Raw genomic sequence first — 23,870 nt, 5'->3', positions numbered from 1 at the left:
TTCGTTTCAGCGGGCTGTTGAAGCCTGAGCCGGGTGCCCAGCCCGGTAATCTCACGGCGCTTAGCTTAGGCTGGGCGCCCCCGTACGATGACCGCCGCAAGCGGCGTTACTGCGTCGCCGGGTCGAGGCACCATATTTGAAGAAGCCCTGACCTAGGCGGCCCCAACGAAAGTTCAGGGGCTATTTTCGTTTAGCAGCTGTGCCAGCTGCGTGTCCCTGACCTGGGTGGCCCCGTACGATGACCTTGCCCTTCGGGCCATCGCAAGCGATGTTACTCCGGTCGTACCTCCCTCCGTTGCCGGGTCGAGGCACCATTTTCAGAGAAAGCGCTAACCGCAAGGTTGGCGCTTTTTCGTTTCCGGGGGCTGTCGGAGTAGCCTAGGACGGCATAGCCGCCTGTTGGGGGATGGGCATTATGACCGGAATGTGGTTCGTCAGTTGCAGAAAGCGCTCTACCTGAGCTTTCTCCAAAACCAGCGTGGCAGTATTAATCAGGGGATGGCACTGAAACGCCTCCCCTTGCCATACCGATTCATCTAACCATAGCTCCACTTGTAACTCGGGATCGTTCACCAGCGCCAAAAGAGAAACACAACCCGGCCTCACTTTCAGGTACCTGGACAGCCGCTCAGCGGAAGCAAACCCCAGGCGGCTCAATGACAACTGACGGGACAACGCCTTAAGGTCCACCGCCTTATCCGCCGATGTGATCAGCAAAAAATGACGACGCCCGTAATTGTCTCTCAAAAATAGGTTTTTAAGCCGCTGACCAGGGCGGTGCAGCTGCAATCTGTCTGCATCGCAACAGGTCTCCAGCGGCGGATGTTCAAACTTCTCAAACTCTATGTCGTGGCTTTCCAGCAAAGACTCTATGTTCATGATTTTCGCGTCACGGTATCGGTCTTCATACCCTAAAGTGCCCCGAAGCCAGTGTCCACACGACTCCGCCATCACTCATAGGATGGATGATTTTCCATCAGGCGCTCGAGTTTATAAAAAAAACGGTTGACTCAGTCAGGGGAAATCCGTTTAATACACCCCCGTTGCCTCGATAGCTCAGTTGGTAGAGCAGGGGATTGAAAATCCCCGTGTCCCTGGTTCGATTCCGGGTCGAGGCACCATATTTGAGAAAGGCTCTGATGGAAACATCGGAGCCTTTTTTCGTTTCAGCGGGCTGTTGAGGCCCGAAGCCGGGTGCTCAACCCGGTAATCTCACGGCGCTTCGCTTGGTTCGATGACCGCCGCAAGCGGCGTTACTGCGTTGGACCTTGCCCTTCGGGCCATCGCAAGCGATGTTACTTCGGTCGTCCCTCCCTTCGTTGCCGGGTCGAGGCACCATATTTGAAGAAGCCCTGACCTAGGCGGCCCCAACGAAAGTTCAGGGGCTTTTTTCGTTTAGCAGCTGTGCCAGCTGCGTGTCCCTGGCCTGGGCGGCCCCGTTGATGACCTTGCCCTTCGGGCCATCGCAAGCGATGTTACTCCGGTCGTACCTCCCTCCGTTGCCGGGTCGAGGCACCATATTAAGAGAAAGCGCTAACCGCAAGGTTGGCGCTTTTTTCGTTTCAGCGGGCTGTTGAGGCCCGAGCCGGGTGCCCAACCCGGTAATCTCACGGCGCTTCGCTTAGGCTGGGCGCCCCCATACGATGACCTTGCCCTTGGGGCCACCCCCTGCGAGGTTACCCAGGTCGCGCCCTCCCCCCCTTCAAGATGCGAGGCCGTGAACGCTTCAGCGATGCCCCTTGATGCCGCCGTGCTTTGCCTTTAGGTTAATCATCACCAGACTCGAAGGAAAAGGACACCTTATGATCACCCTGTATGGCTACCCTCGCACCCGCTCGCTGCGCATCTCCTGGCTACTGGAAGAGCTGGGCCTGGATTGGGACTACTCGCTGGTGGACTTCTATCAGGGCACCCACCGGTCAGAGGCGTTTCTCGGTATCAACCCAGCCGGTAAAGTACCGGCAGTGACCGACGGCAATCTCACCCTGATTGAGTCTGGCGCCATCTGCCTGCACCTGGCGCAAAAGTATGGTCAGGACCGCCTGCTTCCTCAACCCGGCAGCGATGCCAGCGCCCTGCACCACCAATTGATGATCTTTGTCCTGTGCGAACTGGAGCAGCCGCTGTGGACCATAGGCAAACATAAGTTTGCCCTGCCGGAAGATAAACGCGTCAGCGCGGTGATCGACACCGCAGCCTGGGAGTTTGACAAGGCCTGCGAGCAGATTGAGCCCAACGTACCGGAACACGGCTTTCTGCTGGGCGATCAGTTCAGCGTCGCCGACATCCTGCTTACCCACACCCTCAACTGGGCCAAGGGATTCAAGCTGCCACTCTCTGAACGTCTGAATGACTATCGGGCCAGAGTCTCCGCCCGTCCGGCCCTGGCTGCCGGGTTGGCAAAAGAGAGTGCCGCACTGGAAAACTGAGCCGGATCTCAGCAGACAAAACCGCACAAGTGACCAAGGGGCGAAACTGTTTCAGTCTTTTCGCCTATTTTTCGGGCGGTGGTCAACTTTGCCTGATGTTTTTTTCAACAAAACACTTGCAATTCCTTCCAGTAAGAGTAATATGCGCGCCCTCGGGATCACTCTCCCTATTGGGAGGCAATTAGCGCCAAACAACGTCTGCCGGCCAGGGCGGCTATATGGGTTGTTGGTTGGGCTAACGCCTCATTATTTTGTATCGCAGCGCATCTGCGACAACCTGATTGGATATACATGTCTGACACCACTATTGATTTTGCTGGCTTAAATCTGCCGGCACCTCTGCTTGCGGCCGTAACTGACCTGGGCTTTACCGCTCCTACGCCTATTCAAGCGCAAGCCATCCCCTTCATGCTGGAAGGCAACGACATTCTGGGCGAAGCCCAAACCGGTACCGGTAAAACCGCCGCATTCGGTCTGCCTGCATTGGCAGGTCTGGACCCAAGCAAGCGCCATGTGCAGATGCTGGTTCTGGCTCCTACTCGTGAGCTGGCTATCCAGGTAGCAAAATCTTTGGAAGAATTTGCCGTAAACCTGAAAGGTTTGCGCCTGACTACCCTGTACGGTGGTCAGCCTTACGGTCCTCAATTGCGCGATCTTGAGCGCGGAGCTCAAGTGGTTGTGGCCACACCTGGCCGCCTGATGGACCACATTCGTCGCGGTAGCCTCGATCTGGAAAACGTAAAATGCTGCGTTCTGGACGAAGCCGACGAAATGCTCAACATGGGCTTTCTGGAAGACATCGAATGGATCCTGGAGCACCTGGACGACAGCGCCCAAATGGCCCTGTTCTCCGCCACCATGCCTCAGCAGATCCGTCGAATCGCCAACCGATTCCTGAAAGATCCTAAGCACGTTAAGATTGCCTCTAACGAGAATACCAAGGCCAACATCACCCAGAAAGCCTGGAAGGTGACCGGTGTTTCCAAGCAGACCGCCCTGGAGCGTCTGGCTGAAACCCTGCCTTATGACGCCATGATCGTGTTCGTCCGTACCCGTGGCGACACCGTTGATCTGGCCGCCCACCTCAATGGTCTTGGCTTCCGTGCCGCGGCCCTGAACGGTGACATGAGCCAGCAGCAACGTGAACACACCGTTGCCCAGCTGCATAAAGGTAAGATCTCCATTCTGATCGCCACCGACGTGGTTGCCCGTGGCCTGGATGTGCCTCGCATCACTCACGTTGTGAACTACGACCTGCCGATGGACTCCGAGTCCTACGTGCACCGTATCGGCCGTACCGGTCGTGCCGGTCGCGAAGGCGAGGCGATTCTGTTTGCCCGCCCACGTGAAATGCGTCTGCTGCGCAACTACGAGCGTCAGACCAAGGGCACCATCATTCCAATGGACCTGCCCAGCGCCGAAGAACTGGGACGCCACCGCGTTGGCCGTCTGCAGGAAGAGCTGGTCAAGTGTGTTGAAGAGCGTGACCTGAACGAGCTGAAAGAGATGCTCACCAACATGGCAGAGAAGACCGAGCAGGACATCCTGAGCCTGGCCGCCGCCCTGCTGTTCGAGCGTCAGCGCAAGAAGCCGCTTAAGCCAAAGCCGGATCCAGAGCCTCGTTTCGAGCGTCGTGACCGTGGCGATCGCCCGGATCGCGGTGAGCGTCGCGAGCGTGGTCCACGTCGTGAGAACATCAACTTCGATACCTACCGTCTGGCGGTTGGTAAAGAGCACGGTGCTCAGGTTAAAGACATCGTCGGTGCCATTGCCAATGAACTGCAGATGGAAAGCCGTCTGATTGGTCAGATTCGCCTGTTCGACAGCCACACTCTGGTGCAGCTGCCGGCCGACATGCCTCCTTATGCCAAAACCGATCTGCGTAAGGTTCGCATTCGCAACCGTCAGATTGACGGCCAGGTGACCAACGAGCAGATTCCACCACGCCCAGAGCGTGATGGCGATCGTCGCCCTCGCCGTGATGGGGAGTTCCGTGGTAACCGTGATGGCGAACGTCGTCCTCGCCGTGAAGGTGAATTCCGTGGCAATCGCGATGGTGAACGTCGCCCACGGCGTGACGGTGACTTCCGTGGTCGCCGTGATGGCAACCGTGACGGTGGCCAGCGTCGAGATGGCGGCCATCGCGGTCAACGCCCTCAGCGTGACTTCAATAATTAAGCCACTGTTTTAGCATCGGCTTTCTTTAGCTGATGCACAGGGTCTGATAAGCTGCCGTCCTTTATAGGACGGCAGTTTTTTTGTATGAAACACTGGATTCTCGCTTTTACCCTGACACTCAGTCAGCTGGCTCACGCCTCATTTACCGAAACCAGCAGCGATGTACTGGAGCTGGCCTTGCCGGCCGCCGCGGCCTCCATCGCCTACTTTGCCGAAGACGATACCGACGGTCTGTGGCAGCTCGGCTATAGCCTGGGAGCCACCACCCTGACCACCTACGGGCTCAAAGCCCTGGTGGACAAGGAGCGCCCCAACGGCGAAGACAACGATGCCTTTCCCAGTGGCCACGCCGCCATTACCTTCAGTGCCGCAGGCTTCCTGCAGCGCCGTTATGGCTGGCACTACGGCCTGCCCGCCTACCTGCTGGCCAGCTACACCGGTTACGCTCGCGTTCAATCAGATAATCATGAAGTGGTGGATGTGTTAGCGGGGGCAGCCATCGGCATGGCCTTCAACTATTTTCTGGTTAGCCCCCACCCCAACGTCGCCATCAGTCCATACTATGACGGCGACACCGCTGGCTTAGTGGGCCAGATTCATTTTTAGGAGAGCACGATGTTCCAACTGCATGAAAGACTGGCACAGGACTCTGTGCTGGTGGGTGAACTGCCCCTGTGCCAGGTTCGCCTGGCCAAGGACGCCCGTTACCCCTGGCTGATTCTGGTTCCCAAACAAAATGGCATCCGCGAAATTCATCACCTGAGCGTCGATGCCCAGCAACAGTTGATGAAAGAGTCATGCAACGTTGCCACCGTGATGGAACAGCGACTGTCACCGGACAAAATCAATGTCGCCTCACTGGGCAACGTGGTTGAACAACTGCACTTGCATCATGTCGCCCGCTTTCAGCAAGATGATGCCTGGCCGGGTCCCATCTGGGGTGCCCACCCGGGCGTATTAGAATCGGAACAACAACTTCAGGAAAAGCGCCAGCAGTGGCAACAGTGGCTGGCGCCACTGGAGCGATTTAAGCCGGCTTCCTAAGCCCTACTGAGACTTCTGTCGGCATTCGGGCTCAACACTGATGGAGCCGGACTCGGTGGACAACAGGCATTGGCCATCCATAATATTGGCCTGCAGCTTAATGTTGCGACCGGCCAACTCCGCCAGTGCGTTGAAGTCCTCATCGCTCAGGCTCCAGACACTCAGGTTGTCCAGGCGGCTGAGGTTGGCCTGGTTTTGCTGCCACCACACCTTGGCCGAGCGTTCACCATAGTTAAACAGCACCACTTGCCTGGCACGGCCGCAGGCCTTTTTCAGCCGTTTTTCATCCGGCTGCCCCAGTTCAATCCACAACTCAATCTCACCGGCGTTGTTTTTCAGCCACAGCTCAGGCTCGTCATCGGCGCACAAGCCCTTGGTGAACTCCAGCCGCTCCTCGGCGTACAGGCACCATGCAAGCAGTCTCACCATCAAACGACCATCGGTTTCAGAGGGATGACGGGCCAGGGTCAAACTCTGATTAAGGTATTGATGGCGGTCCATATCCGCCAGTTCGACGTGGGCTTTAAACACCGTCGCTTTTAGAGCCATGATTCGGGCATCCAGTTTCAGTTCAGAATAATCCGGTATTGTACCCACAAATATTATTTTTTGAGTGGGAACCCGCAGGCAAATTTTCTGTCTTATGTGCTGATTTCCTTAACAACCCTTGCATAATCAAGGCTGAGCCCTAATAGTAGATGGGACATTTTTCCGGAGAATCCAATGCGTACTCTATTTAAGATCGGCCTGGTTAGTGCGGCCGTGGCTCTGGCAGGTTGCCAGGAGCAAGCAAAAACCGAACAAGTAAAAGCTGACGCAGCGCCGGCAGCCACCGAGTCCCAACAGTGGGCCAACGAAGACCAAAAGACCGCCTACGCTTTGGGCGCTTCTTTTGCGGCCAACCTGGCTCAGAGCTTCGACCAGTTGAAAGAGCTGGATATCGTCATCGATAACGCCACCGTTCTGGAAGGCATCAAAGCCGGTCTGGAAGGCAACAGCAAGATGACCGAAGAGCAGTTGGCCGAAACCCTGCAAGCGTTTGACGCCCGCATCGCCAAGGTCGCTCAGGAAAAAGAAGCCGCAGAAGCCCAGACAGCCAAAGCCGAAGGCGAAGCCTTCCTGGCTGAGAACGCCAAAAAAGAAGGCGTTAAGGTCACCGAATCCGGCCTGCAATACAAAGTCCTCACCGAAGGGGACGGCACCAAGCCTGCCGCCACTGACACCGTTGAGGTTCACTACCGAGGAACCCTGATCGACGGCACCGAGTTTGACTCCTCCTACAAGCGTGGTGAGTCCATCAGCTTCCCACTGAACGGCGTGATCAAAGGCTGGACCGAAGGCCTGCAGCTGATGAACGTTGGCTCCAAGTATGAGCTGTACATCCCGTCCGAGCTGGCCTACGGCGAGCGCGGTGCTGGCGCCTCCATTCCTGGCAACGCCGCCCTGGTGTTTGAGGTGGAGCTGCTGGGCATCCCGTCTCAGGAAAAGCAGGATATCGGCCTGGAAGAGCACTAAGCTGAGTCAGCAACAAATGGGCGCCTGATGGCGCCTTTTTTTATCTCCTTTCCGCTTCATTATCTTAAAGGGAGTTGTGCCCATGTCCGTCACCCTCTACAGCGGCAAAAGCGCCGCCTTCGGCTCCGAAACCAGCGCCATCCATAAAACCGCAATCAGCCTGCCACAATACTGCTCCCCTCTGGGGTTGACCGAAGATGAGGTGGCCGATCCCCGCTTCCATGGCGGCAGCGATCGCGCCCTCCATTACTACCCGGCCGAGCACTACCCGTTCTGGGAACAGATGTGGCAATCACTGGCGCTGACGCCCAGCCCGACCCCGTTTCGCGGCGGCGCCTTTGGCGAAAACCTGTCGGAAACCGGCTGGACCGAACGTAACGTCTGCATCGGTGACCGCTTTCGAATAGGCGAGGTGTTACTGGAGGTCAGCGAACCGCGCTGCCCCTGCCATAAAATCAATACCCGCTTTGACTACAGCCAACTGGCGATGTTAGTGCAGCTGACCGGGCGCAGCGGTTGGTTTTTCCGAGTCATCACTCCGGGCGAAATCAGGCCGGGTGACCACTTGCAGCGGGTGCATCAGGATGAGCGTGGCCTGAGCGTGGCACGCTGCATGGAGATTCTCTATGGCCAGCAACGCCAACCGGAACAGTTACAGCGCCTGGCAGATCATCCCAAATTGACACAGGTGTGGCAAAATCACGCCATAAAATGGTTGGAAAACGAACAGGTTGCGGATTGGAGTCGACGCTTGTTCGGTCACCCAGCAACCAGCCAGTGAACCCTATTTAGCCGTTGAGTTGAGTTTGTGCTCAAATTCAACTTAGCGGCGACTCAAAAAAGCAGAACTTCGTTTTAAACTCTCAAAACTGTCGCTAACACAACTGGCAAAAATCCCGTTCACCCAACCTATTCAGTGGCTTTTTTCGTAATATTACCACGAATGGCGTTTTTTCCGTCAGTCACTTTCAAACCAAAAATCTCGTCAAATCGACCACTTTTCGAACGAAAGCCAAAAATAACGTGACCCAAGTCACACAAGCCAAGCTAAGTTAAACACGCTGCTTGAAGCATGGGTGGGGACGTTATAAGCCTGTCACATCAACTTTTATGACTGAAAGTTGCTAAAAGAAAATTACTACAATTCGCGAGGACTTGATGATGAAAGCAATTGCCTCTACTGCCGCGGCAGTAACTCTGGCTCTGACCTCCTTTGTCGCCGGCGCTGTGGACTTTAAGCCCGCTGTTGCCTATGACGTCACTGGTAAGTACGACAAATCCTTCAACCAAGCCGTATTTGAAAATGGTGTAACCAAATTCAACAACGACAAAGGCCTGAAGATCCGTGAGTTCGAACCTGCCAACGACGCCCAGCGCGAACAGGGTCTGGAGCGCCTGGCAAAGCGTGGCTTCACCCCCATCGTCGTTGTAGGTTTCATGTACGGCACCGCCCTGGAAAAGGTCGCCAAGAAGTACCCAGAAACCGAATTTGTAATCATCGATTCTGTAGTAGACCTGCCAAACGTGAAGTCCATCGTGTTTAAAGAGCACGAAGGCTCGTTCCTGGTTGGCGCCCTGGCAGCCATGAAGTCTGAAACCAAAAAACTGGGCTTCGTCGGTGGCATGGACATCCCTCTGATCCGCAAGTTCGCTTGTGGTTATGAGCAGGGTGCCAAGTTCGTCAGCAAAGACGCCGAAGTCTTCCAGAACATGACCGGTTCTACCGTTGCTGCCTGGAACGATCCAGCCCGTGGTTCCGAACTGGCCAAGTCTCAGTTCACCAAGGGTGCTGACGTTGTCTTCGCCGCTGCCGGCGGTACTGGCGTAGGTGTTTACCAAGCCGCGAAAGACGAAGGCAAGTTCGCCATCGGTGTTGACTCCAACCAGAACTACCTGCACCCAGGTGTGATGCTGACCTCCATGGTTAAGCGCGTCGGTCTGGCCACTTACACCATGTTCGAAGACTACCAGAACGGCAAGTGGGAACCGGGTATCCACGCCAACGGCCTGAAAGAAAACGGCGTTGACTGGGCACTGGATGACTACAACCGCTCCTTGGTTACCCCTGAGATGGAAAAGCAACTGACTGCCATCTCCGACAAGATCAAGTCCGGTGACATTGTTGTTCATGACTACATGAGCGACAACACCTGTAACTACTAAGTTACTGCTCCAAGCCCAGGGGCTGCGCCCCTGGGTTTCCCCTCCCTGCATCTCAGCCAGATCGCAAAGAGAACTCTGCTATGTCAGACCGAACTGAAAAACCGTTCGCCCTGGAACTGCGTGGCATCGATAAACGTTTTGGCGCAGTACACGCCAACGATCACATCGACCTGCAGGTCCCCGCGGGGACTATCCACGGCATCATCGGCGAAAACGGCGCCGGCAAATCCACCCTGATGAACATCATCTACGGTTTCTATGAAGCCGATAAAGGTGACATCCTGGTGGACGGTAAAAAGTGTGAAATCAAAACCTCGCGGCTGGCCATCGCCGCCGGCATCGGCATGGTGCACCAGCACTTCATGTTGGTGGACAATTTCACGGTATTGGAAAACGTCGTTCTGGGCGCCGAGGAAGGTGCTTTATTGGCAGGGAGCCTGACCAAAGCCCGTAAAGAATTGGCGCGTCTCGCCAAAGAATATCAACTGGATGTGCCTCTCGATGCGGTTGTCGAAGACCTTCCCGTAGGCCTGCAACAGCGGGTGGAAATTCTGAAAGCACTGTATCGTGGCGCCCGCATTCTGATTCTGGATGAACCCACCGGGGTTCTGACCCCTCAGGAAACCGATCACCTGTTCCGAATTCTGGACGCCCTGCGCGACCAGGGGGTCACGGTACTGTTGATCACCCATAAACTGAGGGAAATCCTGGCCGCCACCGACAATGTCTCGGTCATGCGCCAGGGTGCCATGGTCTCGCATGTGGTCACTAAAGAGACCAACAAGGAAGAGCTGGCAGAATTGATGGTAGGCCGCAAGGTTCGCCTGAAAGTGGACAAGGAAACCGCCAAGCCCAAGCAGACTCTGCTCAAGACCGAAGACCTGACGGTGGTCGACGATCGTGGTGTAGAACTGCTGAAGAAGGTCAACATCGACCTCAAGGCCGGCGAAGTGGTCGGCATTGCCGGCGTCTCCGGCAACGGCCAGTCTGAGCTGATGGAAGTGCTCAGCGGCCTGATGACACCCACCAGTGGCCAGGTCACCATTGGTTCCACCGTCATCGATGCCCAACACCCCAGCGATCCCAAAGCGGTTCGCGAACTGGGTGTGGCCCACGTACCGGAAGATCGCCTCGCCATGGGTCTGGTGAAGCCATTTACCGCCAAAGAATCCGCCCTGTTGGGCTATCACGAGCAGAAAAAGTACAACGGCGCTGTTCTGACCAAAACCAAGGTCATTGAATCCGAGTGCAGCCGCCTGATGGACGAATGGGACGTGCGTCCGCGCAACCCGAATCTGCGAAGCTCTTTGTTCTCCGGTGGTAACCAGCAAAAGCTGATCATCGCACGTGAAGTCGACCAGAACCCAGACGTGCTGCTGGTGGGTCAACCTACCCGAGGCGTGGACATCGGCGCCATCGAGTTCATCCACAAGCGGCTCATCGAGCTGCGCGACGAAGGCAAAGGGGTCCTGTTGGTCTCCGTTGAGCTGGATGAAGTACTGTCCCTGTCCGACCGCATCATCGTGATGTTTGACGGCCAGGTTGTAGGCGAAGTGGCCGCCGACAAAGCCAACGAACGGATTCTGGGCATGATGATGGCTAACGTCATCCCTGATGAACTGAAACAGGCCGATAAGGCCGAAGGAGATGCAGCGTGAGCGACTCCAAAATGCCGGCATGGGCCAACGTAGGCCTGATGCCGCTGCTGAACGTAACAATGGCATTTGCCGTTTCCGCCCTGGTGTTCCTGTTCATCGGCATCGACCCTGTCGAAGCCGCTGAAGTGATGCTGTACGGCGCCCTGGGTTACGAAGAGGGTATCGGCTATACCCTGTTCTACGCCACCAACTTCATCTTTACCGGCCTGTGTGTGGCACTGGCGTTCTCCGCCGGCCTGTTTAACATCGGCGGTGAAGGTCAAGCGTACATCGGTGGTCTGGGCGTGGGTCTCGCCTGTCTGGCCCTGGATGCCAGCCTGCCGTTCTGGGCCCTGCTGCCCATCACCATGATTGCCAGTATGCTGTTTGGTGCCCTGTGGGCCCTGATTCCGGCTTACCTGCAGGCCTACCGTGGCTCCCACATCGTGATCACCACCATCATGTTCAACTTCATCGCCTCGTCGCTGATGGTGTACCTGATGGTCAACGTGCTCAAGCTGGATGGTCAGATGGCACCGGTATCACGGATCTTCGAGCAGAGCGCGCAGTTGCCGTTTATGCATGAGATTCTCGGATGGTTTGGCATCGAGTTTGAAGCCTCTCCCCTGAACCTGTCATTCATTATCGCCCTGCTGGCCGGCGTATTCCTGTGGGTTCTGCTTTGGCACACCCGCTGGGGCTTCGCCATTCGAGCCCTGGGCAGCAACCCGACCGCAGCCCGGTATGGCGGCATCGATCCCAAGAAGCTGACGGTGATCGTCATGCTGATCTCCGGCGCCCTGGCTGGCCTGGTGGGCATCAATGAAGTGCAGGGCTACAGCGGTCAGCTGAAGCTGGACTTCGTCGCCGGCTACGGCTTCACCGGTATCGCCGTTGCCCTGATGGGACGTGGCCACCCGGTGGGCATCATCCTGGCTTCCATCCTGTTTGGTTTGTTGTTCCAAGGTGGCGCCGAGTTGGCGTTTGAATTCCCGGAACTGGATCGCAACATCGTGGTCGTGGTACAGGCGCTGGTAATTCTGTTCTGTGGTGCCCTTGAGTACATGCTCAAGCCGTACCTGGAGAAAGGCTTTGCCATGATCACCCCCAAAGCTCAGGCGGAGGCATAACCATGTTTGAGAATATCATTCTGATTCTGGACGCCACCCTGCGGGTATCCACGCCATTGCTGCTGGCCGCCATGGCCGGCATGTTCTCCGAGCGAAGCGGTGTGGTTAACATTGCCCTGGAAGGCAAGATGCTGTCTGCGGCCTTTGCGGCGGCAGCCACCGCCTCGGTCACCGGCAGTGTCTGGCTGGGACTGCTGGCCGCGATTTTTGTCGCCGTGTGCATGTCGATGATTCACGCCTTTGCCTCCATCACCCACAACGGTGATCAGGTGGTTTCCGGTGTGGCCATCAACATTCTGGCTGCCGGCCTGACCATCACCCTGGGCCGCTACTGGTTCGGACTCGGTGGCCAGACTCCAACCCTGACCGACGATCAGCGCTTCAACCCCATTCACTTCCCGTTTGCCGATGCCCTGGCCGACGTCCCGGTGATTGGCGGCATCTACTCGACCCTGCTGTCCGGCCATAACCTGTTGGTGTACGGTGCCTTTGCCCTGGTGCCCGTGTGCTGGTGGATCCTGTATCGCACCCGCTTTGGTTTGCGCCTGCGGGCGGTGGGTGAAAACCCGCACGCGGTCGACACCGCCGGTATCTCCGTGGCTTGGTTGCGTTACCGCGCCCTGATCATCGCCGGTATCCTGTGTGGTATCGCCGGTGCCTACCTGTCCACCGGACAGAACGCCGGTTTCGTACCGAACATGAGTGCCGGTAAAGGCTTTATCGCCCTGGCAGCACTGATCTTCGGCAAGTGGCGCCCGGTCACCGTGATGTTCGGTTGTCTGCTGTTTGGCTTCCTGGATGCCGTTGCCATCCGCCTGCAGGGTGTGTCTCTGCCAGGCATTGGCGAAGTGCCGGTACAGGCCATCGAGGTCCTGCCTTACATCCTGACCGTGCTGCTGCTGGCTGGCTTTATCGGCCGCTCCGTGGCCCCGAAAGCCGTCGGTACCCCGTACGTGAAGTCTCGCTAACAGCGACGTTTCCACGCTACAAAAACGGCGCCCGAAGGGCGCCGTTTTTTTAGGCCTGTGCCGAAGCGGGCCGCATCATCTCGCGGCCTCGGGTTACCCTGCACACCAGCACCCAGGCCAGGGGCAGTGCCATCATCAACGACAGCTGCTCCACCGCCGTCAGGCCGCTGGCACCAAAGACGCCGACCACGATCGCCGCCCCGGTCATCTGAAACAGGCCCAGCAGCGCCGACGCAGTACCGGCACGGTCGCCAAAGGGAGCCAGCGCACTGCCGGCACAGATGGCAATCAGGAACGAGAACGCGATGCTGGCGACGAACACCGGCCCCATGAAGGCCAGAGGCTGCATCGACTCTCGCAGGCTGTATTCGGCCACACCGGCCGCCGCCATCAGGATGACGCCCAACCACAACGACCGCTTCTGGCCGACGATGCCGACCATTTTCGGTGCGGTAAAGGCGGCAACAATGTTGACCACGGCGTTACAGCCAAACCAGATGGCGTAGCTGCGGGAATCCAGCCCCAACTCCACCATCAGGCGGGTAGGCGACTGCGACACATAGCCGATGATCATCGCCATCCCCAGCATTGCCAGCACCGCATAGAAACGGAACGTCGGCACCGACACCACGCTCATATATCGGCTCAGAGACAGCAAACGGCCTTCTGAGCGCGTTTCTGCGGGACGGGTCTCCGGCAACATCAACCACAGCAGCAAGCTCACCAAAGCGCCGTAACCGGCCATAAACCAGAAGTTGGAGGCCCAGCCCCACCAATGAGTCAACAATCCACCCAACAGCGGTGCCGCCGCCGGAACGATGCAGATCACCCCATTGAGGTAGCTGAACATCGGCTTGGACCGTTCAGCACCGAAGTGATCGCGAACACCGGCAAAGGCGGCCACCGACAAGGCACAGGCAGCAAACCCCTGTCCCAGTCGCGACAGCATCAACATCGAATAATCCGTTGCCAGCGCCGCCATGGCCGACGTCGCCACGTACAGCAGGGTTCCCACCAACGCCACCGGACGACGGCCATAGCGATCCGCCAGCGGACCGGCGACCAACTGTCCGGCCCCAAACGCCAGCATAAACATCGGCAGACTCTGTTGCACCCAGGCAACAGGCACCGACAGCGCCTCGGCCATCTCTGGTATCGCGGGTAAAAAGATGTCTATGGCCAATGGTGAAAACAACACCATCATCATAAACAGCGGCAATGGATTTCTTAAACGCATGCAAACTCCTACTTGATGATGGTCACTATTGTAGGGCTTGCTGGATATGAATTAAAATGACGAATAATCCTAACTGGATAGTCCCAAAAGGAATATCATGCTGCGCCATACCGATCTGAACCTGCTCAGAATTTTGCTGACCCTGATGGAGGAGCTCAGCGTCTCTCGCACCGCCGAAAAACTGTGTCTGACTCAGTCCGCCGTCAGTAAGCAGTTGTCAAGATTGCGACAGCAACTCGGTGATCCCCTGTTCGTTCGCCACCCCAAGGGGCTCACTCCGACTCCGAGGGCCCGCTCACTGGAGCCGAGGATTCGACAATGGCTGGCAATGGCCGACGACATCCTGGAACCCCAGGGATTCGATCCCGGTACCAGTCAGCGACGATTTCGACTGGCGATGACCGAGACCTGCTTCGCCACCCTGCTGCCACGCTTCCTCGGCCCCCTGATGAGCGAAGCGCCGGGAATCATGCTGGAAACCAAAACCTGGGACTCGGTGGGTCTGGATAAACTCTGCAGGGGCGAAGTGGATCTGGCGATCTTTCCCAGGGACAACGACACCCGCTCGCCTCACCCGTTTCACGTCTCCAGCCTGCCAAAGCAACTGGAGAGCATTGAGCTTAATCAAGATGATCACGTCTGCCTGGTGCACCAGCAGCACCCGGTATTGAAACAACCCTGGGATTTGGAGCAGTACGTCGGCCTGACGCACCTGAAAATTGAGTGTGAAGGCAGTGACTCCTGGCTGCTGGATCAGGTACTGGCGGAAACCGGCCACCACCTGGACGCGGCCATGCGCACCTCAGACTTCTACTCGGCCGCCCTGCTGTGCCAGCACAGTGAGCTGGCGTTTACCTGTACCCGCAGTTTTGCCGACCGGGTCTGTTCCACCCACAACCTGGTGCAATTGCCACTGCCTTTGAAAATGGCGCCGCTGAGTAATCTCTTGGGTTGGCCCGAGCACCTGTCCCGGGATCCGGCACACCGCTGGCTCAGGGAGTTCATCGTCGATCGCAGCACCGCATGGGAGCGGCCTGTCGCCTAGAAGCTCAAGGTTCACAGGCTGGCGTCGCGCAAGCCAGACCCGCCGGGTTATGTTGCTTTACCTGAGTTGGGTGTAACTGATCCACGGTAACAATCAAAGTTCGAGAGGCCAGATCCTCCCGAATCTGTACGGCGCCATTTCCGTAGCGCTCCGCCTCCTGATACAGCGCCAGCAACGACTCCCCAGAGGCCTGCCACTGACCATCGTACTGCCACACCAACCGGCACTGACCGTCACTACAGCGCTGCTCCGTCAGCAGCAACTGGGCTTCAGCCGATACCGAAAAGGCCGGCAGCAGCAATACCCCCATCACCCGTCCCATCCACTCTCTCATCCTCACTCCCCCCAGACTCGGCCCAATGCCCACGGCCGATTTCGCACTTTGACCGACGCTCCGCTAACCTCGATAATCAATATGCGGTTTTCATTACCGCCCGATGACATAATGACGACAGCGCGTCGGCTAACAACGTCTGTTAAGTCTAGGTCAGGGCCATGAGCCACACTGGAAATTTGTGTATAATCCGGCCCCATTGCCCTTTGGGCATAGGCACTCCCGCGGTCAGGGTCTTTATCGCCATCGCGATCGAGGGAGTGAACAAGAAAGATGGGGAGGTGGCTCCGTCTGACACAACCGAGAGTGACCGGTTTGATTCAGACTCACACAGGAGCACCAAACTTGTTGAGGGGAGGCAGAAGCCTTCTGCTAATCCGACTTCACTGCTCCCATTGACCGAGCAGTCCTTCAACAGGAGTAAGACACGCAATGCAATTTTTTGAAGGTTCTGAAAAGAAAATCGAGGTGGTTCTCCAACCCGGTCAACCTTCTTTGCGACAGCTGGAACAGCCGTTCTGGCACCAGATCGTTGCCAAAGCCAACGCCACCATTCTGTCGTCGGTGCATAACGACCACTGTGATGCCTACCTGCTTAGTGAATCGAGCCTGTTTGTCTGGGACGATCGCTTCCTGATGCTGACCTGCGGCACCACCACGCTGGTGGATGCGGTCATCAGTTTTCTGGATCGCTTTCCCAAGCAGCAGCTGGCCATGCTCAGTTACCAGCGCAAGAACGAGTACCAGTCTCACCTGCAGAAAAGCTCTTTCGAGCAAGACCTGCAGGCCCTGGATCGGCACCTGGACGGTTGCTGCTACCAACTCGGCTATCTGGATGGTCACCACAACTACGTCTACCACCTGGATCGCCCATTTGAGCCACCTCAGAACGATGCCACCGTCGAACTGCTGATGTATCACATCAATGGCGATGCCGCCGCCTACCTGCGCAGCAACAATCAGAGTCTGGAAGGGATTCGCCAGCGGCTGAACTGGTCGCAGCTGCTGCCGGGGTTTGAAGTGGGCGACTTCCTGTTTGAGCCCTTTGGCTACTCCATGAACGCCATCAACGGCGACCGCTACGCCACCATGCACATCACCCCACAGGAGAACAGCTCCTACGTCAGCTTTGAAACCAACCTGCCTCAGCGGCAGGCCCAACAGGTATTGGGTCATCTGCTCAGTACCCTGCAACCGGACAGCTACGATCTGATCAGCTTCAATCAGGAGCAGTTTCTCGATCATCAACCCGGTGTGGTCTGCATCGATCAGGCTCAGCAGGATCTCAGCTGCGGCTACCGTATGCGCTTTGCGCATTTCGTCAAGCCAACCTCAGCCTGTCGCAGCGCCACCCGTCTCTGAGTCGGCCCGCAGGATCAGGCTTGCTGATCCTGCGGTGTTTCCGCGCGCATGCGCCATAATTTGACCCGATTTTTCCCCTGTTGTTTCGCCAGGTAGAGTTGCTGATCGGCAATACGAATCAACTGCTCAAAATTGTTGAACTGTTTGCCTAGATCGACGCCGGGATCCACCAGGGCCACGCCAATACTGGCGGTCAGATGGCGCTTAATCATGGCGGTGCTTTTATTCAACGCTTCCACATGGTGGCGCAGCGACTCCGCCAGCTTCTCCATGGTATCGGCCTGTATCTCCACATAAATGATGCAAAACTCCTCACCACCGTAACGGCAGGCAATGTCCTCGCCTCGCCGGGCCATTCGTTTAATCTCTCGGGCCACCGTCATCAGGCACTCGTCACCGGCCTGATGGCCAAACTCATCGTTGTAGGCTTTAAAATCGTCGATATCCAGCATCAACACGGCACCACCGTAACGAGCCCGGCACAATCGGCGCCATTCGCGCTCACAGAAGTAATCCAGACCACGGCGGTTGGCCAGTCCCGTCAGGGCATCGGTCTGGCTGAGGTCTTGTAACTGCTGACGCTGCTTTTCAACCCGGGTAATCAAGCCATTGAAGGCATTCAACAGGTGTCGAAACTCCTTCACATACAACTTTACCGGCAGCTTACGGTAGTGCTGTTCCCGCTCCATCTGCCGCAACTGAGCACTGCCAAACTCGATGGGAGTGACAAACACGCGCCATAACAAGAAGTTGGTTGCAGGTAACAACACCAGTAGCAATCCAAAAGCGATCCACTCGCGCTTCTCTACCCCTCGGTTGACCATGGCGGCGTGCTCGATGGTGATCACCCAGCCACCGCGAGACAGCGCATCGTTTAACAGCAGATTGCGAACCGGTAGCGGCTCCTCGAAGCCGTTAATCTCAAACAGGCGAGGCAAAGCCTGATCGTCGATGGTGGCCGCCCGAACCTCAACCCGAATCCCCAGGCGATCGAACAGCTGGGTCATCTCCGCTCTGGGCAGAGGTTTCAGCAACAGCAGATAGCCCTTGCTGCATCCCTGGCCCTGGCCGGCACACACGGTAGAGGCACTGAAGCTGTACAACTGGTTACCGGAACGCAGCAGCCCGGTACGCTCCATGGCGGTTTCCGGCAACATCGCCGGCATCAATCGAGCCCGCACATAAGGCGCCCCCGCCGCCAGCAGGGGAAACTGCTCCGCCACCATCGGCTCACGGGCGCTGAATCCGGCCAGTGACAAATCCGGCTGATACAGCAGCGCCACCTCCTCACCGCGACTGAAAGTCAGTGGCGCCGGTTGCCCCGCCAGCGCCAGAGACGCCCAGTCACGATAACCGGGAGAGGCGGCCAGTTCGGTCACCACCATCTGCTGCTGAGTCAACCACTGCTGTACCGTCAGGGTTTCATGCCACTGCAATGCCGCCACTTCCCGTTCCAGCATCGGAATGATCACCAGCGCCCGCAGCAACCAATAACTGGCCACCAGCACCAACACCAACACCATGGACAGCAGCAACGCCAGACGCTTCAGGGTCATTAACCAGCCTTACGACAACAACAAAACCTCAGGCACTGAAACAGTAAATTCAGCGAAAAAGGATCCGCACTGATCCCCCCTCTCGGGGAAAACCAGACGGATCCTCAGCCTGCACCAATGTTATAAAGTGTGGCACGTTCACTGATTTTTGGCACAAAAATGAGCATCAACGCCCCTCTGGAGAGGCGTTGATGTAGGGAGGGGGTCAGGCGTTAAGGGTGCGGGGCTGGTAGAAGTCCTGATCGGCCAACAGATTGGCACGGCAGAAACCGGCCTGCTCCATGCGCGCGATGGTGGCGTCGACCATGGTCGGCGAGCCGGTCATCACCACCTTGGCACGACGACGCTCCAGCGGGGTCATCCACGCCAGTCGCTTCAGGGCCACATCCACCACATAACCTTGACTGTTGCTCCAACCCTGTGGCGGTTGCTCCAGGGTCAGATCCGCCATAAACCTTGGATCCGTCAGCCAGTGCTCCAGCAACGGCAACTCAAACAACTCCTGCTCGTCCCGGCCGCCCCAGCACAGATACACCGGCTGCGCCGAACCGGAGGCCAGGCGGGCCTCGATCAGGCTGCGCGACTGACTGATTCCACAGCCCGCCGACAGCACCACCAGGGGATCATTGTCCCAATGGGGCTGGTAGCTCACCTGACCATCCACCAGAATCGGTACCTCGCGGCGACTGGTCAGGGTTTCAATCACCTGATGGCAGGCAGCACCATCGGCAAAGTGCTGAATGTACAACTCCAGCTCGCCATCAGGTCGCGGGCAGTTGGCCATGGAATAGGGGACACACCAGCCGTTATCCAGACAGATCTCAACATATTGGCCCGCAGTGGCTGACAGCGGCTGTTGCGGCTGAAGGCGGACGTGGTACACGTCCTGATTGACCCGCTGTGCACTGACAACGGTGGCAGTGGTCGGCTGCATCATGACACCTTAATGAAGTACGCTTTGCCGCAGTCTAAACCGCCACCTGAGCCGCTGCACAGGGGCAACGCCAACAGTGTGATCCAGCTCGGAAGCTGGAATCGCTGCAGGAGGTTGTCAGCTTCACACTGTGATCTCACTCTCCCTACTGACCGGAAAAATAACCACCAACCTCGATCACCAGCACATACGGGGCGGCGCTGAGAAACGGGATCAGACTGGCCACCATCACCTTCCATGCCGGCCATCCACACCGATTCTGATGCAGCGAATAAAACAAGCCATAGAGGAAAAACGCCGGATACAGCAACACGGTCACCGACACGTAATAGCGCAGCAGCATCCGGGGCAGTTCCGCCAACGTCGACGGCAAGCTGAAATCCACCGCCCCGAGGGCCATTAACCAAAACATCATCTGAATGCCTAACGGCAGATACAGGCACGCTATCCAGGCTTTCAGCCAGGGGCGGCTGAGATCCCTATCCCGGTTCATGAGTTGAGCTCTCCTTACTCGATGCCTTCTTGTTAGGAAGGTTATTGAATTCCTGATTGAATACTACCAAACTGAGGCTGCTTTTGTTGACCCGCCCCATTCGAATAAGGTTCCCTCAATGCTCGATGTTGCCTGTGCTCTGATCTTTGACGGTCACAAACTCCTGCTGACCCGGCGTCACCCCGACAGCAGTCAAGGGGGCTTATGGGAGTTTCCCGGCGGCAAGCAGGAGCCGGGAGAAACCCTGCAGCAAGCGCTGGCCAGAGAGCTGATGGAAGAGCTGACCATTAGCCTGACCGTTGGCCCCAGCCTCGGCTGCAACGAACATCACTACGGCAGTAAAGGCGTACGCCTGCATGGATTTCTGTGCCCCTGGCAGCCACAACCCATCCGTCTCACCGGCAGCCATGATCAATGGCAGTGGCTCGCCCCCGAAGACGTGGACACCACCACCCTGGCCGCGGCCGATCTGCCACTGCTGCAGGCCCTTATCAACGCATTACCACAGGAATAAGGTCACAGCCTGACCATACTCCTCACTTCCGCCATTGACCTCAATGGGCTTTCCGCCTAGCCTTTGGCCCAGATAAATCAGAAGGGTATCTCCATGAGCAACGCGGTTTCCGATATCTTTGACCCCTCCCTATGGGAACAGGTCGAAGGCTTTAACTTCGAAGACATCACCTACCACAGAGCCAAAGATCAGGGCACGGTACGGATCGCCATCGATCGCGCCGACTGCCTCAACGCTTTTCGTCCCAAAACCGTTGATGAGCTCTATGTCGCTCTGGATCATGCCCGCCAATGGTCTGATGTCGGTTGTGTGCTGCTGACCGGCAACGGCCCTTCAGCCAAAGGCCAGTGGGCGTTCTCCTCCGGTGGTGATCAGCGCATTCGCGGCAAAGATGGCTACAAGTACGAAGGCGAGGAGGCAGGCAAGGCCGACGTGGCTCGCATGGGCCGTCTGCACATTCTGGAAGTACAGCGGTTGATCCGCTTTATGCCTAAAGTGGTGATTGCGGTCGTTCCCGGCTGGGCCGTCGGCGGCGGCCACAGTCTGCACGTGGTGTGCGATCTGACTCTGGCCTCCAAGGAGCATGCGGTCTTTAAGCAGACCGATCCGGACGTGGCCAGTTTTGACTCCGGCTACGGCTCCGCCTACCTGGCCAAGATGATCGGCCAGAAGCGGGCACGAGAGATCTTCTTTTGCGGCTTCAACTACAGCGCCGACGAAGCCTTTGATATGGGCATGGTCAACCGCTCGGTAGCGCACGCCGATCTGGAAACCGAAGCACTGCGCTGGGCCCGGGAGATCAACTCCAAGTCCCCTACCGCCATGCGCATGCTCAAATACGGCTTCAACCTGCCTGACGACGGCCTGGTGGGCCAGCAACTGTTTGCCGGCGAAGCCACTCGACTGGCCTACGGCACTGCCGAAGCCCAGGAAGGGCGTGATGCCTTCCTGGAAAAGCGCGACCAGGACTTCTCCGAGTTCCCCTGGCATTACTAAGGTAGATTGTGAAAAGGGCCGCTTTCGAGCGGCCCTTTTTTTATAAAAAAAGCGCCCTGACGGGCGCTTTGGGTCACTGCAAGTAATGATGATACTTAGAGTTTGTGGCCATGATGGGCCATCACCTTCTCAGGGGTATGGCACACGGCACAGGCTTCCTGGGCTGCCTGGGCCTGAGCCTTGTCGTCACCGAAATAGCCGCCGTTGCTGACCATATGAGACAGGGCCGCATCGGACAGGTACTTCTGGTGGCAACTCATGCAGGCGCCCACGTCCGCAGAGGCGTACCAGGTCTCGGCCACGTCCTTCTCAGTGACGGTGCTGGGCACAACCAGCGCGGCGCCGGCATTACGTCCCAACTCGAAACCATAATCCAGACCACTCCAGCCCTGCTCGGCTGAGTGACAGGTCATGCAATCGGTCTTGAGCAGGGTGCCACTGCCACCATGGCCATTATCATGGCCCTCGGCCTTGTGGGCCTTGTACATAAAGCTGGAAGACTTCAGGTAACCTGTGGGTTGATGATCCACCTCGACATCGACCAGTTTCTTGTCGTTGGTGTGGCAAGCGATGCAGTTCACTCCGTTGGAATCGTGGTAGAACTCCTTGGAATGACAGCCAAAGCAACTGGCTTCATCGATAATGGCCCGACGCTGTGGCACTTCGGCACCAGCCTGCCCCAGAATGGTGCGCACAGGCTCACTCTGCACATAGGCAGGATAAGCGCCTGCACTGGTGCAATCGGTCCGCACCGGGCTGTTGTCCTCGAAACACACCTTCACCACAGGCAGGATCTCCAGGGTTCTCTGGTTGATATCCGCGGGCAGATCCAGGCTATAGGTCATGCCTCGTTTCACCTTTTCGGTGGTGACGTGGAAGGTGCCATTGGCATAGGTGGTAGAGCCATCGCCTTTAAGACTGAAACGGCGGTGCTCATAGGTCGTGCCCTCGCTGAAGTCGGCGCCTTCCAGGGTCACCGACTGCTCGGGGTAGTCCTTGTCCACATCCCAGCTCACCACCATGTAGGGGTTGGAGTACCCCTGCTGGTAGACCTGGTCGATGGTCACCAGCCCCCCTTCTGAGTCAGTCACCTGAACATCAAACTCCAACAGGTTTTCTGCGTTAACTTGAATGTTGGATACCGTTACCTGGTAGCCTGCAGCCGCGTCATAGGGGGCACCATGTTGACGGTGATCCACACCACTGTGGCAATCGGTACAGGTCAACTCCGGGTTCTTGGCCGAGTTATGCTGCACCGGGCTGTCGGTATGACAGCCAATACAGGCGTTGGCATTGGCGTCTTTTAACCAAAGATCGACGTCGGCCAGAGAGCCATCCTCGACGTGACAAACGCTACAATCCATAAAGGGTTTGGTGGGGAAAGCCGGATAATCGAAAGCGTGAGCGCCGTGATAGCCCGAAACCGTATAGGGCATCGGTACGACATCACCCTGTTGGTCCTTACCTTGACGACTGGGCCCCATATGGATGGCGTGAACCATGTGCCCCAGCTCCACCGATACCCCCTCGGGATCAGAGACGATGCCGTTATGACAGGACTGGCAGTTCTCCAGGTCCAGGCGTCGTCCACCGTGGGCCTTGAGGCTGTCCGGCTGGTGACAGGTATAGCAACTCTCCATCGACACCAGTTGTCGGGTCTCCAGCCCTTGCTGAGTGCCACTGGCGGGAATCCAGTCATAATGGGCGTTCTCTGCCAGTTCATGGCCAGAGTCGTACTCAAACTGCATCTCGATGGCCAACCTCTGGGTCAGGGCTGGCTCGAAGGTCACACCGGCGGGATCCTGCCACTGCAGCAGATCGGTGTGGAAGGTGTAGCGGTAGCTGCCATCCCGATTATCCTGCAGGCAATCCGGACAGTCCTGCAGCTTTTCAAAGCCCTGCTCAAAGGTGGTCCCGGCATCATTGGTGGTCTCATTCAGCAGCGACTGCCACTGCTTGAGATTGCCATCCACCGCCAACTGGGCCACCGAGAAGCGGAAGTCGTGGAAGGGGTTGTGGCCATCCAGACCAAACAGGCCAACCCCCTGTGAATTGGTCAATTCAAACTCGACGCTGATGATGCCGTCGCGGTACATTGCCCCTGTTATCTGGGCTATGGCTTCTTGGGCCATATCGATATGCAGGCCAACACTGCCCGGATCCCCGGGATCCCCTGGCTGGCCCGGGCTGCCGGGCTGACCATCCTTACCATCGTCTCCATCCCCACAACCGCCCAACAACAGGGCAGAAGCGATCAACAGCGCCAAAGGTGCCTTCGGTGTTTTCATCATTATCATTCTCCGTTAGACCATCATCTCCGTGGTCGCAGCCATGG

At 57.4% G+C, this 23,870-nt stretch carries 22 protein-coding genes and 1 tRNA gene; 15 read left to right on the top strand and 8 right to left on the bottom strand.

From position 1 onward, the window contains the following. Positions 1 to 378: 378 nt before the first annotated feature. Complete coding sequence (locus J8Z22_RS03080; RefSeq protein ID WP_252008722.1) at positions 379 to 879, bottom strand: prolyl-tRNA synthetase associated domain-containing protein; 501 nt, start codon at positions 877 to 879, stop codon at positions 379 to 381. A 166-nt stretch (positions 880 to 1,045) separates the two neighbouring features. Here J8Z22_RS03080 and J8Z22_RS03075 point away from each other — a divergent pair. The 5 genes from J8Z22_RS03075 to J8Z22_RS03055 all read left to right on the top strand — a co-directional run bounded on the left by J8Z22_RS03075 (position 1,046) and on the right by J8Z22_RS03055 (position 5,651). Further along, positions 1,046 to 1,121, top strand: a tRNA-Phe gene (locus tag J8Z22_RS03075). A gap of 681 nt (positions 1,122 to 1,802) precedes the next feature. Further along, a complete protein-coding gene (locus J8Z22_RS03070; RefSeq protein WP_252008720.1) occupies positions 1,803 to 2,429 on the top strand; it encodes a glutathione S-transferase family protein in 627 nt (208 codons plus the stop codon). 291 nt (positions 2,430 to 2,720) lie between these two features. Then, positions 2,721 to 4,607, top strand: coding sequence for a DEAD/DEAH box helicase (locus tag J8Z22_RS03065; protein ID WP_035416187.1), 1,887 nt, complete (start codon positions 2,721 to 2,723; stop codon positions 4,605 to 4,607). Between the two features lie 84 nt (positions 4,608 to 4,691). After that, positions 4,692 to 5,213, top strand: a complete 522-nt coding sequence (locus J8Z22_RS03060; protein WP_051252842.1) for a phosphatase PAP2 family protein — start codon at positions 4,692 to 4,694, stop codon at positions 5,211 to 5,213. A gap of 9 nt (positions 5,214 to 5,222) precedes the next feature. Further along, a complete protein-coding gene (locus J8Z22_RS03055) occupies positions 5,223 to 5,651 on the top strand; it encodes an HIT domain-containing protein (RefSeq protein WP_028114210.1) in 429 nt (142 codons plus the stop codon). 3 nt (positions 5,652 to 5,654) lie between these two features. Here the strand turns inward: J8Z22_RS03055 and J8Z22_RS03050 are convergent, their stop codons facing one another. Next, the gene (locus J8Z22_RS03050) at positions 5,655 to 6,200 is read right to left on the bottom strand and encodes a YaeQ family protein (protein WP_252008718.1); all 546 of its coding nucleotides are present in this window, start codon (positions 6,198 to 6,200) and stop codon (positions 5,655 to 5,657) included. Between the two features lie 174 nt (positions 6,201 to 6,374). On the opposite strand from J8Z22_RS03050, the gene fkpA reads away from it, so the two are divergent. From fkpA to J8Z22_RS03020, 6 genes are all read left to right on the top strand, one after another. Continuing rightward, entirely contained in the window at positions 6,375 to 7,166 is a 792-nt protein-coding gene (gene fkpA / locus J8Z22_RS03045; RefSeq protein WP_252008716.1) for an FKBP-type peptidyl-prolyl cis-trans isomerase, read from the top strand. A gap of 82 nt (positions 7,167 to 7,248) precedes the next feature. Further along, on the top strand, positions 7,249 to 7,947 hold the full coding sequence (locus J8Z22_RS03040) for an MOSC domain-containing protein (RefSeq protein WP_028114213.1): 699 nt from the start codon (positions 7,249 to 7,251) through the stop codon (positions 7,945 to 7,947). Positions 7,948 to 8,324: 377 nt separating this feature from the next. Next, positions 8,325 to 9,329, top strand: a complete 1,005-nt coding sequence (locus J8Z22_RS03035) for a BMP family protein (protein ID WP_028114214.1) — start codon at positions 8,325 to 8,327, stop codon at positions 9,327 to 9,329. Positions 9,330 to 9,409: 80 nt separating this feature from the next. Then, positions 9,410 to 10,987: an ABC transporter ATP-binding protein gene (locus J8Z22_RS03030; protein WP_028114215.1), complete on the top strand. Its 1,578-nt coding sequence runs from the start codon at positions 9,410 to 9,412 to the stop codon at positions 10,985 to 10,987. After that, positions 10,984 to 12,096, top strand: coding sequence for an ABC transporter permease (locus tag J8Z22_RS03025; RefSeq protein WP_028114216.1), 1,113 nt, complete (start codon positions 10,984 to 10,986; stop codon positions 12,094 to 12,096). Before J8Z22_RS03030 ends, J8Z22_RS03025 begins: the two co-directional genes overlap by 4 nt. A gap of 2 nt (positions 12,097 to 12,098) precedes the next feature. After that, on the top strand, positions 12,099 to 13,064 hold the full coding sequence (locus tag J8Z22_RS03020; protein WP_028114217.1) for an ABC transporter permease: 966 nt from the start codon (positions 12,099 to 12,101) through the stop codon (positions 13,062 to 13,064). Positions 13,065 to 13,113: 49 nt separating this feature from the next. On the opposite strand, the gene J8Z22_RS03015 is transcribed toward J8Z22_RS03020, so the two are convergent. Beyond that, positions 13,114 to 14,301 carry a multidrug effflux MFS transporter gene (locus J8Z22_RS03015; RefSeq protein ID WP_252008714.1) on the bottom strand — a complete coding sequence of 396 codons (1,188 nt, stop codon included), beginning with the start codon at positions 14,299 to 14,301 and terminating at the stop codon, positions 13,114 to 13,116. Between the two features lie 97 nt (positions 14,302 to 14,398). Here J8Z22_RS03015 and J8Z22_RS03010 point away from each other — a divergent pair, with 97 nt between their 5' ends. Beyond that, the gene (locus J8Z22_RS03010) at positions 14,399 to 15,346 is read left to right on the top strand and encodes a LysR family transcriptional regulator (RefSeq protein ID WP_252008712.1); all 948 of its coding nucleotides are present in this window, start codon (positions 14,399 to 14,401) and stop codon (positions 15,344 to 15,346) included. A gap of 4 nt (positions 15,347 to 15,350) precedes the next feature. On the opposite strand, the gene J8Z22_RS03005 is transcribed toward J8Z22_RS03010, so the two are convergent. Further along, positions 15,351 to 15,680: a hypothetical protein gene (locus tag J8Z22_RS03005; protein WP_156897096.1), complete on the bottom strand. Its 330-nt coding sequence runs from the start codon at positions 15,678 to 15,680 to the stop codon at positions 15,351 to 15,353. Positions 15,681 to 16,112: 432 nt separating this feature from the next. Between J8Z22_RS03005 and J8Z22_RS03000 the strand changes: the two genes are divergently transcribed. Beyond that, on the top strand, positions 16,113 to 17,042 hold the full coding sequence (locus tag J8Z22_RS03000) for an S-adenosylmethionine decarboxylase proenzyme (protein ID WP_252008710.1): 930 nt from the start codon (positions 16,113 to 16,115) through the stop codon (positions 17,040 to 17,042). 14 nt (positions 17,043 to 17,056) lie between these two features. Here J8Z22_RS03000 and J8Z22_RS02995 read toward each other — a convergent pair whose 3' ends face one another. The 3 genes from J8Z22_RS02995 to J8Z22_RS02985 form a co-directional block, all read right to left on the bottom strand. After that, positions 17,057 to 18,598 carry a diguanylate cyclase gene (locus J8Z22_RS02995; protein WP_051252843.1) on the bottom strand — a complete coding sequence of 514 codons (1,542 nt, stop codon included), beginning with the start codon at positions 18,596 to 18,598 and terminating at the stop codon, positions 17,057 to 17,059. A gap of 205 nt (positions 18,599 to 18,803) precedes the next feature. Beyond that, positions 18,804 to 19,532: an FAD-binding oxidoreductase gene (locus J8Z22_RS02990; RefSeq protein ID WP_252008708.1), complete on the bottom strand. Its 729-nt coding sequence runs from the start codon at positions 19,530 to 19,532 to the stop codon at positions 18,804 to 18,806. Positions 19,533 to 19,677: 145 nt separating this feature from the next. After that, positions 19,678 to 20,025: a hypothetical protein gene (locus tag J8Z22_RS02985; protein ID WP_028114223.1), complete on the bottom strand. Its 348-nt coding sequence runs from the start codon at positions 20,023 to 20,025 to the stop codon at positions 19,678 to 19,680. Between the two features lie 118 nt (positions 20,026 to 20,143). On the opposite strand from J8Z22_RS02985, the gene J8Z22_RS02980 reads away from it, so the two are divergent. Both J8Z22_RS02980 and J8Z22_RS02975 read left to right on the top strand, forming a co-directional pair. Continuing rightward, positions 20,144 to 20,539, top strand: coding sequence for a (deoxy)nucleoside triphosphate pyrophosphohydrolase (locus J8Z22_RS02980; protein WP_252008706.1), 396 nt, complete (start codon positions 20,144 to 20,146; stop codon positions 20,537 to 20,539). Positions 20,540 to 20,632: 93 nt separating this feature from the next. Then, entirely contained in the window at positions 20,633 to 21,535 is a 903-nt protein-coding gene (locus tag J8Z22_RS02975) for a 1,4-dihydroxy-2-naphthoyl-CoA synthase (RefSeq protein WP_252008705.1), read from the top strand. A 95-nt stretch (positions 21,536 to 21,630) separates the two neighbouring features. Here J8Z22_RS02975 and J8Z22_RS02970 read toward each other — a convergent pair whose 3' ends face one another. Next, positions 21,631 to 23,826 carry an OmcA/MtrC family decaheme c-type cytochrome gene (locus tag J8Z22_RS02970; RefSeq protein ID WP_252008702.1) on the bottom strand — a complete coding sequence of 732 codons (2,196 nt, stop codon included), beginning with the start codon at positions 23,824 to 23,826 and terminating at the stop codon, positions 21,631 to 21,633. Positions 23,827 to 23,870: the final 44 nt, after the last annotated feature.

This window comes from Ferrimonas sp. SCSIO 43195, assembly GCF_023716685.1.
Lineage (GTDB): Bacteria > Pseudomonadota > Gammaproteobacteria > Enterobacterales > Shewanellaceae > Ferrimonas > Ferrimonas kyonanensis.
The sequence above is the reverse complement of the archived record's forward strand: the minus strand, read 5'-3'. Positions and strand labels throughout refer to the sequence as shown.